The following is a 13,176-nucleotide window of genomic DNA, read 5'->3' on the forward strand; positions in this document are numbered from 1 at the left end:
GGTTGGACCATGACGCCCATCCTTATCCCCTGTCTGGCGGTGGCGCTCGTGCTGCTGCTCCTGTTCGCGGGGATCGAGGACGCGCGCACCCGCGAAATCGCGAACGCGAAGAATCTGGCGATCGCGCTGCTGGCTCCCCTGTGGTGGTGGGCGCTCGGCCTCACGCCATGGGACATGGGGTTGCAGGCGCTCGTCGCGCTGATCGTGTTCGCGCTGTTCGTCGGCGCGTTCGCGCTGGGGCAGATGGGCGGGGGCGACGTCAAGATGATCGGCGCGCTGGCGCTGTGGCTGCCGCCGGGCGCGGTGCTGTCGATGCTGCTGGTCATGTCGATCGTCGGCGGGGCGATCACGCTGGTGTTCGTCATCGATCGCCGCCGGCGGCGAAGCGAGGCGGTGCCCGAAATCCCCTACGGCGTCGCCATCGCCATCGCCGGCATGCTGATCCTCGCGAACCCGATCTTAACCACTCTGGGATGATGCTTAACGCCATTCCGCCGGCCAGAGAATCGAAAGGCCATCGACGTCATGGACGCACGTAAACTGATCCTGTTGGTAGGAGCGCTGGTGATCGCAGGGATCACCGCGTTCATGGCACGATCGCTGATGATGGGCGCCCCCGCCCCGGTCGCCGCCGCCAATTCGGTCGAGGCCCCGGTCGACGGCCCGCGCGTGCTGGTGGCGACGAAGGCGCTGCCGGTCGGCACGATCATCGACGCCGCCTCGCTCCGGTTCCAGCCATGGCCCAAGGAACTGGTCGAGAACGCCTATTACCTCGAATCGGCGGCCGATGCGCGCAACCTCGCCGGCACCGTCGTCCGCTTCGCCATTCCGGCGGGACAGCCGATCACGCAAGGCTCGCTGGTGAAGCCCGGCGACCGCGGCTTCCTTGCCGCAGCACTTGGGCCCGGCATGCGCGCGGTGACGGTGCCGGTGTCGGCGCAGAGCGCGGTCGCGGGTTTCGTCTTTCCAGGCGACCGCGTCGACCTCGTCCTGACGCAGACGGTAACGGGCGGCGGCGACGGCGCGCCGCTCAAGGCATCGGAGACGTTCCTGCGCAACCTGCGCGTGCTGGCGACCGACCAGCGGACCGACAAGAACACCGACGACCAGGGCAAGACCGTCGTCTCGGGCTATTCGACCGTCACCGTCGAGGCGACGCCGCGCATCGCCGAAAAGATCGCGGTGGCGCAGACCGTCGGCACGCTGTCGCTGTCGCTGCGCTCGATCGCCGACACCGGTGCCGACCTTGAGGAAGCGATCGCCAGCGGCGACGTGACGCTGCCCGCGAACGGCGATCCCAAGGCGGAGAAGGCCGCGCTCGAACGCATCGCCGCGCGGCCGATCGACGGTTCGTCGACCTTCTCGACCGGGGCGGACGTGTCGCGGTTCCAGCGCAGCACCGTGCCCGGCCGGACCCCCGGCGGCATGGGGGGCATGGGCGGCCCCGACGGCATGTCCGCGCCGCCCATGGCCGCGCCGTCGTCGCCGCCCGCCGGCGGCACCCCCGGCTATGCCCCGCCCGCGCCGCGCGGACCGGTGGTGCGGATCACTCGCGGCAACACCGTGACCGACGTGCCGGTCGGGGGGAACAACTGATGCGCCCTGATTTCATCCGCCGTACGCTTGGGGGCGGGCTCATGCTCGCGCTGGTCGCGACCTCGATGCCCGCACTCGCCGCGCCGTCGCCCGCCCGACAGACCCGCGCCGCGCGCGTCGGCACGATGCCCGCCGGATCGATCCGCCCCTCAAGCGAGGTGCAGCTCTCGATCGGACAGGGCGAGCTGGTCACGCTACCCGGCACCGTCGTCGACGTATGGGTATCGAACCCTACGGTCGCTGACGTCTATGTCGGCAACCCGCGCCAGATCCATCTGTTCGGCAAGGCCGACGGCGAGGCGACGATCTTCGCGACCAACGCCGCCGGACAGATCGTCTATGCCACCAACGTCCGCGTCGGCCAGAACATCACCGGCATCGACCGGATGCTGCGCGCGGCGATCCCCGATGCCGACGTCAGGGTGACGACGGTCGGGCAGATCGCGGTCATCAATGGCACCGTCGCCTCGCCCGCCGACAGCGCGCAGGTCGAACGGCTGGTCGCCTCGCTGCTCAATCCCGGCGTGGCGGTCGGCGATCCGGCGGCGCTGCTCAAGATCGCCGTCGTCAACCGGTTGAAGATGGCGACCCCGCTGCAGGTCAACCTCCAGGTCCGCATCGCCGAGGTCAGCCGCAGCTTCGTCAAGAATATCGGCGTCAACCTGACTTCCGCCGACGCGACCGGAGGCTTCAAGTTCGGCGTGGGGCAAGGCCGCGCCTTCTTCCCCCAGTTCGTCCCCGGCGGTCCGCTAGGCCAGTCGACCGAACTCACTGCGGGCATTACCGCGGTCACAAAAGCCAGTATCGGCACGTCGCTGTTTGGCGCGGGTAAATTGCTCGGCCTCGACGTGCTTGGCGCGCTCGACCTCGGCGAACGGGTGGGTCAGGTGACGACGCTCGCCAACCCCAATCTCACCGCGCTGTCGGGCGAAACCGGATCGTTCCTCGCCGGCGGCGAGATTCCGATCCCCGTCAGCCAGGGGCTGGGCGCGGTGTCGGTCGAATACAAGCAATATGGCGTCAGCCTCGCCTATACCCCGACGGTGCTGGCCGACGGCCGCATCTCGATGCGCGTCCGCCCCGAAGTGTCGCAACTGACCGCCGCCGGATCGGTCCAGATCAACGGCACCACCATCCCCGCACTCTCGACCCGGCGGGTCGAAACCACGGTCGAACTGGGCTCGGGCCAGAGCATGATGATCGGCGGGCTGCTTCAGAACAACCACGACAATTCGATCGAAAAGGCACCGGGTCTGGGCGATCTGCCGATTCTCGGCTCGCTGTTCCGCTCGAACGGGTTCACCCGCAACGAAACCGAACTGGTGATCGTCATCACCCCCTATCTGGTCAAACCGGTCGACAGCCAGACGCAGATCGCGCTGCCGACCGACAGCTACAAGACGCCGAACGATGTCGAGCGCGTGCTGCTCGGCCAGATGCAGGGCGGCGGCACCCCCGCCCCGCGTCCGGTGCCGACGATGGTCACGCCGCTGCCCGCGCGTCCCGCGACCGGCGCGGCGGCCCCCGTGCCCGCCGATCCCGCCCCCCGCCGCCGCGACCGGGCGACTCCCGCCGTCGCCCCCGGCTTCAGCAATCAGTGAGGGATATTCCGATGCTCTCTATCCGTACCCTCGCCCTCGCCCTTTCCGGCACCGCGCTGCTGGCGGGATGCAGCGGCACACCCAACCGCGGCGTCGAATCGGTCCACCAGCCGGTCGTCTCGCGCGCTGCCTATGCGATGGACCTCGCCGCCGGTCCCGCCGGCCTCGCGACCGGCGAACGCGCCCGCCTCGCTGGCTGGCTCGACACGATGCGGCTGCGCTACGGTGACGAGGTCGGCGTCGATGCCGGCGGGTCGGCCGACCCGGCGGTCCGCGCCGACGTCGCCGCCGAAGCCGCGCGCCACGGGCTGCTGCTCGCCGACATGGTCCCGCCGGTCGCAGGCGCGATCGAACCCGGCACGGTGCGCGTCGTCGTCTCGCGGATGACCGCCGCCGTTCCCGGCTGCCCCGACACGTCGCGGCTCAGCCAGCCCAATTATGGCGCGCACACCTCGTCCGACTTCGGCTGCGCGGTGAACACCAACCTCGCGGCGATGGTCGCCGCGCCGGGCGATCTGGTGCGCGGGCAGCGCGACATGGGCACCACCGACACCATCACCGGCACCAAGGCGATCGGCGCGCTGCGCCGCGCCGCGCCCAGCGGCAACGGCGGCGGACAGATCACCAACAGCGTCGGCAGCGCGACCGGGGGGAGCGGCAAGTAATGAACGCCCCCTTCTCCCTCGCCAAGACGAGCGTGCGCGATCCCTTCGTCGGCTTCGTGTGCGACGATTATTCCACCGACGTGCTGCGCGGCCTTGCCACCGAACACGGCTGGCCGACCGAAAAGGTCCAGCGCGGGGGCCTGCGCGCCGCCGTCCAGTCGCTGTCGGTCGCCGCCAGCCCCCATGTCCTGTTCGTCGACCTGTCCGAATCGGGCGATCCGCTGAACGACATCAACGGTCTGGCCGAGGTCTGCGAACCGGGCACCGTCGTCATCGCCTGCGGTCAGGTGAACGACGTGCGGCTCTACCGCGACCTGATCGGCAGCGGCATCCACGATTATCTGCTCAAGCCACTCAACCCCGACATGGTGCGCGACGCGATCACCCAGGCGCAGGCGCTGCTCAACGCGCCCAAGCCGGTCGAGACGAGCGTCGAGCGGCCGCACTGCGCCATCGCCGTCGTCGGCACGCGCGGCGGCGCGGGGGCGACGACGATCGCCGCCTCGCTCGCATGGCTGCTGAGCGACCGCGAGAAGCGCACCACCGCCCTGCTCGACCTCGACGTGCATTTCGGCACCGGCGCGCTGGCGCTCGACCTCGAACCCGGGCGCGGCCTGACCGACGCAATCGAAAATCCCAGCCGCATCGACGGGCTGTTCATCGAACGCGCGATGGTGCGCGCCGGCGAACGCCTCTCGGTCCTCTCGGCCGAGGCACCGATCAACCAGCCGGTACTGACCGACGGTGCCGCCTATTACCAGTTGCAGGAAGAGATGCGCGCCGCGTTCGAATGTACGCTGATCGACATGCCGCGCGGCATGCTGGTCGCGCATCCGCACCTGTTATCCGACGTGCAGAGCGCGGTGATCGTCACCGAACTGACGCTGGCGGCGGCGCGCGACGCGATCCGCATCCTGTCGTGGTTCCGCAGCAACGCGCCGCAGACGACGCTGCTGGTCGTCGCCAACCGCGTTCAGCCCGCCGCGCTGCTGGAGATCAGCCGCAAGGATTTCGAAGGATCGATCGAACGCAAGATCGACTTCCTCGTCCCCTTCGACGGCAAGCTCGCCGCGCAATCCGCCAAGCTCGGCAAACCGCTCGCCGAGGCGGGCAAAGGCAGCAAGACCGTCGCCCCATTGCTCTCGCTTGCCCAGCGACTGTGCCGGATGGCGGAGGACGACATCGACACGACGACGGCCAAGGCACGCGGCAAGGCCGGCGGCACCTCGCTGCTCGGCAAGCTCGCCGGGCTGCGCGCGCGCCTGCCCGCCAAGGGCAAGGCAAAGGCGGGGGCGAACGCATAGCCATGGAGATGCTGCCGCTCCTGCTGACGATGGCCGGCGCGTCACTCACGCTCGTGCTGATCGCGGTCGCCTTCGCCGGTCCGTCGACCCGGCGGGCGACCAGCCGCCGCCTGCTGGCGGTGCGCGAACGGCACAGCGGATCGGCCAGCACCGTCGCGATGGACGCGCAGCTTCGCCGGATCGGCAACAACCGCACCAGCAAGGCGGATCGCACCGCCCAGCGCATCCTGCCCAACGTCGAACAATTGAAGCTGCGCCTGGTCCAGACCGGCAAGGGCTGGACGATCGGCCAGTATCTGATGGCGTCGTGCGGCCTGTTCGCGGTGACGGCCCTGCTGCTGCTTATCAAGGGCATGCCGTTCCTGCTGGCGCTGCTGTTCGGCCTGTTCGTGGGCGCCGGGCTGCCGCATTTCGTCGTCGGCAAGCTCATCCAGCGGCGCGTCGCCAAATTCACCGCCAAATTCCCCGATGCGATCGAATTGCTGGTGCGCGGCCTGCGCTCAGGGCTACCGATCACCGAGACGATGGGCATCGTCGGCAACGAGGTCGACGGCCCGGTCGGCGAGGAATTCCGCGCGATCAACGACCGGATGAAGATCGGCCGCACGCTCGATGCAGCACTTCAGGAAACCGGCGACCGGCTCGGCACGCCCGAATTCCAGTTCTTCATCATCACCATCGCCATCCAGCGCGAAACGGGCGGCAACCTCGCCGAAACGCTCGCCAACCTTGCCGACGTGCTGCGCAAACGCTCGCAGATGAAGCTGAAGATCCGGGCGATGTCGTCCGAATCCAAGGCATCGGCCTATATCATCGGCTCGCTGCCGTTCATCGTGTTCGGGATGATCTGGTTCATCAACGGCAGCTACATGCAGACCTTCTTCATCGACCCCCGGCTGATCGTCACCGGCCTTGGCGGGATGGTATGGATGGGCATCGGTGCCTTCATCATGGCCAAGATGATTAACTTCGAGATCTGATGCGATGCTGAGCAACCCCAACGGTCCGACCCTGCTCGGCATCGACGTCCTGATGGTCGCGACGATCCTGTCGGGCGTCGCCGCGATGGCGGTGCTGCTGGCGATCTATGCCGCGACCTCGGTGCGCGATCCGATGCAGCGCCGGGTAAAGGCGCTCAACGACCGGCGCGAACAGTTGAAGGCCGGCATCACCGCCTCCACGAGCAAGCGCCGCGCGAAACTGGTCCAGAAGAACGAGGCGACCGACCGCATCCGTGCCTTCCTGACCTCGCTGAAGGTGTTGCAGGACGAACAGCTCAAGACCGCGCAGATCAAGCTGCTCCAGGCCGGCATCCGGTCGAAGGACTGGGCGGTCGCGGTGATCTTCGGCCGGCTGATGCTGCCGATCGCCTTCGGTCTGCCGATCCTCTACCTCGTCTATGGCACCGACGTTTTTTCCGATTACAGCCCGCTTCAGGCATATGGCATCGTCGCGGGCACCTTCATCCTCAGCTACAAGGCGCCCGACCTCTATCTCAAGAACCGCATCACCAAACGATCGGACGCGATCCGCAAGGGTCTGCCCGACGCGCTCGACCTGCTGGTGATCTGCGCCGAGGCCGGCCTGACCGTCGACGCCGCCTTCCACCGCGTCGCGCGCGAACTCGGCCGCGCCTATCCCGAACTGGGCGAGGAATTCACGCTGACCGCGATCGAGCTGGGCTTCCTGACCGAACGACGCCAGGCGTTCGAGAACCTCGCGACCCGCATCAATCTTGACGCGGTGAAGGGCGTGGTGACGACGATGATCCAGACCGAGAAATACGGCACCCCGCTCGCCAGCGCGCTGCGCGTCCTCTCCGCCGAATTCCGTAACGAACGCATGATGCGCGCCGAGGAAAAGGCCGCCCGCCTCCCCGCGATCATGACGGTGCCGCTGATCCTGTTCATCCTGCCCACGCTGTTCATCGTCATTCTCGGCCCGGCGGCATGCAGCATCAGCGATGCGTTCAAGTAAGGTTTGCCTGACGGCGGTACTGTCCGCCGCGAGGTGGATCAAACGACAACGGAACGCTACTCCACTAAAGCCGTTCTAGACCCGTAACCAAACGGGGACTTGTGCGATGCTCTTCCAGACGCCGACCCAATTCGCGGTACTCGCGCTGCTGCTGCTGGCCGGCTGGCTGCTGGGCCTTGCCTCCTCCTCGGGCGGCAAGAAGTGGAAACAGCGTTTCCGCGACGAAGAAGCCGCGCACAAGGCGTACCGCGCCGAAGTCGCCGCCGACCTCAAGACCCGCGAGACGAAACTGCGCGAGGTGGAGGCCGAACGCGACCGGCTGACCAGGGAACGCGGCACCGCGACCGCTGCGACCGCCACGGCGGCGGCGAGTGCCTCGCACGGCACCGGCAGCGGCTTCTTCGGCTGGGGCCGCGACAATCTATCGCGCATCCGCGGCATCGATCCCGATCTGGAAACCGCGCTGGGCCAGCGCGGCATCAAGACCTACAAGGCGATCGAGAACCTGACCGAAGCGGACGAGCGCGCGCTGGAGGATGACCTGCGTCTGCGCCCCGGCACGATCGACACCGAACGCTGGCGCGAACAGGCGTCGATGCTCCGCGAAGGTCATGACGACGATCACCGCAGCCGCTGGGGATAAGCACTCCCTGGCTGCGCGGCACCAGCCCGTTCCACCGTCAGACAGGCCGAACCTCAACGCCGTCCGCGATAGGCCGGAAGCGCCAGCCGGAACCGGATCGCCGCCCCGCGCAACATGAATCCCGCAGCGGCGGCGGGAAGTGCGGCGACGAACGGCGGCAGGCCGATCGCGACCAGCACGACATGCAGCCCCGCCGCCAGTGCCGCCGCCGTCACATACAGTTCGGGCCGGATCAGGATCGACGGCACCCCCGCCAGCACGTCGCGCAGGATGCCGCCGACACAGGCGGTCAGCACCCCCATCACCGCCGCCTGAAACGGCGGCACGCCGAAGCTCGCCGCCTTGGCCGCGCCGAACACCGCATAGGCCGCCAGCCCCGCCGCATCGAGCCATTCGAGCGCGCGCTCGCGCCACCAGTCCTCGGGGGTGATCCACACCAATGTCGCCACCGCGACGCAGATCGCGGCATAGGGCGCGCCATGCACCCAGAACACCGGCGCGCCGATCAGCAGGTCGCGCACCGTGCCGCCACCCACCCCGGTGACGAGCGCGAAGAACGCGGCGGTGACGAACGTCTGCGCGGTCCGCGTCGCCGCCAGCGCGCCCGACGCGGCGAACACCGCGATACCGACCAGATCGAGCGCGCCGAGCATCTGCCCCAGCGCTTGCGGAGAAGGGACCATCGTCCGCGCGTATCGTACCGCGCGCGGGTTGACGAGGCGGAACCGCCATGGCCTCACGCGAATTGCCCCTGATGCCGATCCCGAGCCGAGACCCCATGCGACGCCTTACCCCAGCCGCGACCCTTGCCACCATCGCCCTCGCCGCGCTCGCCGGCATCGTCGACGCGCTGGCGTTCCAGATTCTGGGCGGCTTCTTCGCCTCGTTCATGTCGGGCAACTCGACCCGCCTCGGCCTCGGGCTGGCGCAGGGCTGGAACGGCGCCGCCGCCACCGCCGCCGCGCTGATCCTCGCCTTCGTCTGCGGGGCGATGCTCGGCACGATCGCCGGGGCCGCCGCCACCGAACGGCTGGGCGCGCAGCGCCGCGGCGAGGCGGTGATGGGCCTCGTGACCGTCCTCCTCGCAATCGCCGCCGCGCTCACCGCCTTCGTCCCGCTCCCCCTCGCGCTGCTGCCGCTGGCGATCGCGATGGGCGCACAGAACGGCGTGGTGGCCGAGGACGGCGAGGTCCGCGTCGCGCTCACCTACATGACCGGCACCCTCGTCCGCATCGGCCAGCGCCTCGCCCGCCGCCTGCTGGGCGAAGCCGCCGCGCCGGGCCTGCGCGCCGAACTGCTGCTGTGGCTCGGCTTCGTCGCCGGGGTCACGATCGGCGCGGTCGGCTGGCACTGGCTCGGCCTCGCCATGCTGTGGGTCGCCGCCGCCATCGCCGCGCTGCTGACCATGGCGGTGGCGCGGACCGGATTGCGCTGATTCTCCCCTCCCTGACAAGGGAGGGGCCGGGGGTGGGTAGGCTTGTGGCAGGCGCTATCGTTCCCTCGCGAACCGACCCACCCCCAACCCCTCCCTGTCAGGGAGGGGAGCAACCTTTTACTCCGGCAGCAACGCCCGCACCTCGCCCACGAAGCGCACCACCGAAATCGGCTTGGTCACATAGGCATTGGCCCCGGCGGCACGCACCCGTTCCTCGTCGTCGCGCCCCGAATAGGCCGTCACCGCCATGATCGGCACGCCGCGCAACCGCGCGTCGGCCTTCAGCAGCCCGATCAGCTCCAGCCCGGTCATATGCGGCAACTGGATGTCGGTGATGATGAGATCGGGCAGGAACCCCCGCGCCTTCGCCACCGCCTCGCGCCCGTCGCGCACCGGCTCCACCACGAAGCCGTGCGCGCGCAGCAGGTCGCAGAACAGCTTCAGGTTGAGTTCGTTGTCCTCGACAACGAGTACCCTTTTTGCCACGCGCTTCGTTTCCCGCCAGAGTGCAAGGAGGCTGTCTAGGCGATGCGCGGACGAGAGACAAATCACGACGCGGCCACCACCGCCTTGGGCGCGCTCGCATGGGTGATGTCGGAGGCCCCGCGCGCCGAACGCTTCCTGTCGCTGACCGGCATCGACCCGGCCGACCTGCGCGCCCGCGCCGGCGACCCCATCTTGCTGGTCCAGCTTCTCGCCCATCTCGAAGCGTATGAGCCCGACCTGATCGCCTGCGCCGACGCGCTGGGCCTCACGCCCGCCGACCTCGTCGCCGCGCGCACCCGACTGGAGAATCCATGAAACCCCTGCTCATTACCGACTGTGACGAGGTGCTGCTGCACATGGTCCGCCATTTCGGCACCTGGCTCGGCGAAGCGCACGCCATCGATTTCCGCATGCAGGGCGGCAGCTTCGCCGATTCGATGACCCGCGCCGACGGCACCGTCCTCGCGCCCGAAGAAATGTGGGAAAAGCTCGACGGCTTCTTTCCCGCCGAAATGGGCCGGCAGACGCTGGTGCCGCACGCCCGCGAGGCGCTCGCCCGGCTGGCAGAGCAAGCAGACATCGTCGTGCTGACCAACTTGCAGGACCATTGCCGCACCCACCGCGTCGATCAGCTCGCCACCCACGGCATCGTCCACCGCGTCGAATGCAATCAGGGGGGCAAGGGACCACCGGTCGCGCGGCTCGTCGCCGAATATGGGCCGAGCGTCACCGTGTTCGTCGACGATCTGCCCGTCCACCACGAATCGGTCGCTGAGACCGCGCCCGAGGTTCACCGGCTGCACATGGTGTCCGAACCCGATCTGGCGGTCCACATCCCGCCCGCGCCGCACTCCAACGCCCGCATCGACGACTGGGTCGAGGCGGAGCGCTGGATCGCGGCACGCTTCGCCGCCGGCCTGCCCGCCACGGCTTGACTGTCACGCCCCGCCACACAAGGAACGTCCCATGGCATATGACATCCCTGCGAAACTGGCCGAACGCGGCCTCTCCCTTCCCGTCGCCGCCGCTCCGGTCGCGGCCTATGTCCCGGCGGTCGAGGCCGGCGGCCTGCTCCACCTCTCGGGCCAGTTGCCCTTCGACGACGGCGAGCTGATGACCGGCCGCGCCGGCGACGACCGCGATCTGGCCTATGCCACCCGCGCCGCCGAACGCTGCGCGCTGATGGTGCTGGCACAGGCCGAAAAGGCGCTGGGCAGCCTCGACCGGGTCGAGCGCGTCGTGAAGCTCGGCGTGTTCGTCAATTCGGCGGCGACCTTCACCGATCAGCCCAAGGTCGCGAACGGCGCGTCCGAACTGATGGTCGCGCTGTTCGGCGACGCCGGCACCCACGCGCGCAGCGCGGTCGGCGTGCCCGTCCTCCCGCTCGGCGCAGTGGTGGAGATCGACGCAATCCTCGCCGTTCGCGGTTAACCCCATCGTCCTTCCCGCGCAGGCGGGAATCCATATACGCCGTCGTCGCGACAGATTCGCTACGTCGGCGGCAATGGGTCCCCGCCTTCGCGGGGATAACCATCAGGGCGGATCGACATGCACTGCAGCATCGTCACCCCGGACTTGTTCCGGGGCCCACGGCGCAGCGATCGATGCCGCTCGATGCACTGTCGACAGCGCACGCGGCCGGGTGGACCCCGGAACAAGTCCGGGGTGACAGACAAGGCAGCATTGTCGATCAAGCGCTGTACCGGAATGGCTGAATGTCGTTTCCGCCCTGGACGAGAGCGATTCCGTCCCTCCAATGCCCGCTGTTGCCGTCACGCAACAGCGAGCGTCGTTGCATCGGCCCGCCACGCAATAATCATTGTGCGGCGCGGCGGATACCGACATATTCGCGCCATCGACGGCCAGACCGCACGGACCAGCAAGGTCCACCCCATCGCGGCGACCGTCAACGCAGGAGAATCACCCCGTAACCGCAGAAAGGGTTTACGATGCGATTCTCGACCTTCCTCCCGGCCACCATTCTGGCAGCCACCGCCGCAGTTCCCGCCATGGCGCAGGAAACCGCGCCGCCCGAACCGATCACCGTCAGCGGCAGCGCGTCGGTCGCGTCCGACTATCGCTTTCGCGGCGTGTCGCAGAGCGACAAGAACGTCGCGGTGCAGGGCGGCATCACCATCGCCCATGAAAGCGGCCTGTACATCGGCACTTGGGGTTCGAACCTCGCCGGCTGGGGCACGTTCGGCGGCGCGAACCTCGAACTCGATCTGATCGCGGGCTACAAGCACACCTTCGACACCGCGACCGTCGATGCCGGCGTCACCTGGTACACCTATCCGGGCGGCGCGGACGAAACCGACGTGGTCGAATTCTACGGCAAGCTCTCGGGCACCGCCGGCCCCGCCACGCTCACCGCCGGCGTGTTCTATGCGCCCAAGCAGACCTCGCTCGGCCTGTTCACCCGTTCGCTCACCCCGCTGATCGCGGGCGACGGCAGCCGCCAGGACAATATCTATCTCTCGGGCGATGCCGCCGCGGGCGTGCCGAACACGCCGGTGACGCTGAAGGCGCACATCGGCTATTCGGACGGCAACCCCGGCCTCGGGCCGAACGGCACTAGCCTTGCCCCCACCGGCAAATATTGGGACTGGTCGCTCGGCGCCGACTTCACCTACAAGAACCTGACGCTGGGCGTCGCCTATGTCGACACCGACATTTCGGATCGCGAAGCGCTCTATCTGACGCCGAACTTCAGCAAGACCACCAACGGCAGCCCGATCGCGGCGAGCACCGGCGTTGTCTCGCTGACCGCCGCCTTCTGATCCCTTCCCCCGGTCGCGCACCACGCACCGGGGGACGTTTCCGGCTGTCCTACACCAGTCGCCATCGGGCAGGATCGCACTATGCGTTCCTGCCCGATGTCTTTCCGTGCCAACCACACCGTCCGGCCATCAGGAACGTTCGGAACGCGCGCCCTGCCTCCGCGCGAAGCGCCCTCCACGCCCCGCCCGACAACGCACCAACGCCAAGGCGGAAACGCAACCGCGCCGCGCCCACACCCTCTCCGCGCCTCCGCGCCTCCGCGCGAACCAAACCTTCTTCTGCCCCGAACCACCGAAAAAATAAGAATCACTCGCAACAAACACGCCGCAAGTGTAAACTTTGTCAACTTTGGGGGGAATTACGGAAGGTGAAGCGCCACGCCCGCGCCACCATTCCGGCGAAGGCCGCAATCCATACACGCCGACGATGCGGCTCCTGTCCGATCGCCGACGACCGAAGCCCGCCACGGGCAAAGCCCGCGTCGTCGGACGGCGCTGCAAGCGCCGCCGGCCGGACGCGCCTAGTGCCGATCGACATTCAGCTATTCCGGAGCAGTTCGTAGTCGAAAACACCACCCTCCCTTGTCACCCCGGACTTGTTCCGGGGTCCACCTGGCCGCAAACGCTGTCGCAAGTGCTTCGAGCGGCATCGATCGCTGCACGGTGGACCCCGGAACAAGTCCGGGGTG

At 68.4% G+C, this 13,176-nt stretch carries 15 protein-coding genes; 13 read left to right on the forward strand and 2 right to left on the reverse strand.

Annotated features, from left to right (window positions below; translation table 11 throughout):
• Positions 1-9 precede the first annotated feature (9 nt).
• The 8 genes from LRA89_RS05975 (at position 10) to LRA89_RS06010 (ending at position 7,786) form a co-directional block, all read left to right on the forward strand.
• The gene (locus LRA89_RS05975) at positions 10-477 is read left to right on the forward strand and encodes an A24 family peptidase (RefSeq protein ID WP_230769409.1); all 468 of its coding nucleotides are present in this window, start codon (positions 10-12) and stop codon (positions 475-477) included.
• A 48-nt stretch (positions 478-525) separates the two neighbouring features.
• Positions 526-1,596, forward strand: a complete 1,071-nt coding sequence (gene cpaB / locus LRA89_RS05980) for a Flp pilus assembly protein CpaB (protein WP_230769410.1) — start codon at positions 526-528, stop codon at positions 1,594-1,596.
• A complete protein-coding gene (locus LRA89_RS05985) occupies positions 1,596-3,197 on the forward strand; it encodes a type II and III secretion system protein family protein (RefSeq protein WP_230769411.1) in 1,602 nt (533 codons plus the stop codon). The genes cpaB and LRA89_RS05985 overlap by 1 nt, the downstream gene beginning before the upstream one ends.
• Positions 3,198-3,208: 11 nt before the next feature.
• Entirely contained in the window at positions 3,209-3,862 is a 654-nt protein-coding gene (locus LRA89_RS05990) for a CpaD family pilus assembly protein (protein WP_056495680.1), read from the forward strand.
• Complete coding sequence (locus tag LRA89_RS05995; RefSeq protein WP_055761166.1) at positions 3,862-5,166, forward strand: pilus assembly protein CpaE; 1,305 nt, start codon at positions 3,862-3,864, stop codon at positions 5,164-5,166. The genes LRA89_RS05990 and LRA89_RS05995 overlap by 1 nt, the downstream gene beginning before the upstream one ends.
• A 2-nt stretch (positions 5,167-5,168) precedes the next feature.
• Positions 5,169-6,146, forward strand: a complete 978-nt coding sequence (locus tag LRA89_RS06000) for a type II secretion system F family protein (RefSeq protein WP_055761170.1) — start codon at positions 5,169-5,171, stop codon at positions 6,144-6,146.
• A 4-nt stretch (positions 6,147-6,150) separates the two neighbouring features.
• Positions 6,151-7,143 (forward strand): type II secretion system F family protein, encoded by a 993-nt coding sequence (locus LRA89_RS06005; RefSeq protein ID WP_230769412.1) that lies wholly within the window; start codon positions 6,151-6,153, stop codon positions 7,141-7,143.
• A 106-nt stretch (positions 7,144-7,249) separates the two neighbouring features.
• Positions 7,250-7,786, forward strand: coding sequence for a hypothetical protein (locus tag LRA89_RS06010; protein WP_230769413.1), 537 nt, complete (start codon positions 7,250-7,252; stop codon positions 7,784-7,786).
• Positions 7,787-7,839: 53 nt separating this feature from the next.
• Here LRA89_RS06010 and LRA89_RS06015 read toward each other — a convergent pair whose 3' ends face one another.
• Complete coding sequence (locus tag LRA89_RS06015) at positions 7,840-8,469, reverse strand: trimeric intracellular cation channel family protein (protein ID WP_230769484.1); 630 nt, start codon at positions 8,467-8,469, stop codon at positions 7,840-7,842.
• 95 nt (positions 8,470-8,564) lie between these two features.
• Here LRA89_RS06015 and LRA89_RS06020 point away from each other — a divergent pair, with 95 nt between their 5' ends.
• On the forward strand, positions 8,565-9,221 hold the full coding sequence (locus tag LRA89_RS06020) for a YoaK family protein (protein WP_230769414.1): 657 nt from the start codon (positions 8,565-8,567) through the stop codon (positions 9,219-9,221).
• 117 nt (positions 9,222-9,338) lie between these two features.
• Here LRA89_RS06020 and LRA89_RS06025 read toward each other — a convergent pair whose 3' ends face one another.
• On the reverse strand, positions 9,339-9,707 hold the full coding sequence (locus tag LRA89_RS06025) for a response regulator (protein ID WP_230769415.1): 369 nt from the start codon (positions 9,705-9,707) through the stop codon (positions 9,339-9,341).
• A 42-nt stretch (positions 9,708-9,749) separates the two neighbouring features.
• Here LRA89_RS06025 and LRA89_RS06030 point away from each other — a divergent pair, with 42 nt between their 5' ends.
• The 4 genes from LRA89_RS06030 to LRA89_RS06045 all read left to right on the forward strand — a co-directional run bounded on the left by LRA89_RS06030 (position 9,750) and on the right by LRA89_RS06045 (position 12,487).
• A complete protein-coding gene (locus LRA89_RS06030; RefSeq protein WP_230769416.1) occupies positions 9,750-10,022 on the forward strand; it encodes a DUF3572 family protein in 273 nt (90 codons plus the stop codon).
• On the forward strand, positions 10,019-10,642 hold the full coding sequence (locus tag LRA89_RS06035; RefSeq protein WP_230769417.1) for an HAD family hydrolase: 624 nt from the start codon (positions 10,019-10,021) through the stop codon (positions 10,640-10,642). Before LRA89_RS06030 ends, LRA89_RS06035 begins: the two co-directional genes overlap by 4 nt.
• Before the next feature lie 31 nt (positions 10,643-10,673).
• A complete protein-coding gene (locus tag LRA89_RS06040) occupies positions 10,674-11,138 on the forward strand; it encodes a RidA family protein (protein WP_055761193.1) in 465 nt (154 codons plus the stop codon).
• Between the two features lie 518 nt (positions 11,139-11,656).
• Positions 11,657-12,487: a TorF family putative porin gene (locus tag LRA89_RS06045; protein WP_230769418.1), complete on the forward strand. Its 831-nt coding sequence runs from the start codon at positions 11,657-11,659 to the stop codon at positions 12,485-12,487.
• Positions 12,488-13,176: the final 689 nt, after the last annotated feature.

It is taken from the genome of Sphingomonas sp. Leaf4 (assembly GCF_920939515.1).
In the GTDB taxonomy this organism is placed as follows: domain Bacteria; phylum Pseudomonadota; class Alphaproteobacteria; order Sphingomonadales; family Sphingomonadaceae; genus Sphingomonas.